The sequence below is a fragment of the Vibrio sp. D173a genome (assembly GCF_030248475.1).
Genome location: NZ_JAHGAH010000374.1, coordinates 1 through 608, shown reverse-complemented (window position 1 = coordinate 608; position 608 = coordinate 1). Strand labels below are relative to the sequence as shown.

Sequence of the window (608 nt, the reverse complement as noted above, 5' to 3'; positions counted from 1 at the left end):
GGTGGCAACTGCGCGGGGTCTGAGGTCAAGTTTATCATCACATTGCTTTGCGCACTCGCAGACTTCGCGTGCTCGATCTCTTTGGGATGGTTTTTGACCGTATAATCATAAAAACACATGTCGGGCCCATTCGCTTCGACCGTAAAGCTGAGTTGCTCTCGATTGATGCTCGTGGGCGCTGGACAATCAGAATGACTCACCGTCACCGACTCCAGTGTCACCGGCAATCCTTGCGGGTCAGCCACCGATTCTTTCAAAGACACTTGTGTTTGACCATCCGCTATTGACAACTGGTTAAAGGTATCCCTGACTAAAGGCGCCAGAACATTACCATTACCGGTGGCGGTGGAGGCGTTATCCCCTTCTCCGCCACATCCAAACAACACTAGCAATAACAAGCTTGCTATCGATTTTCGCCACATTTCTCTTCTCTCCACTATGCGCCAAAGGCGATGAGCATAAACACATTCGCGGCTACCATATAAGCCACCATCACAAGCAAGGTTCGCGTTGCAATCATGAGTCCATCCTCACGCTCTCTTATCGTAACATCGACACGACAGCCAATGAACGACCATAATTTGGACCCAACGCGCCATGTTGCTTGT

1 pseudogene is annotated in these 608 nt (G+C 50.2%); it reads right to left on the bottom strand.

The features are described 5' to 3' along the window. Window positions 1-422, bottom strand: a pseudogene (locus tag KIV40_RS25930) (peptidase); the annotation flags it as partial. Window positions 423-608: the final 186 nt, after the last annotated feature.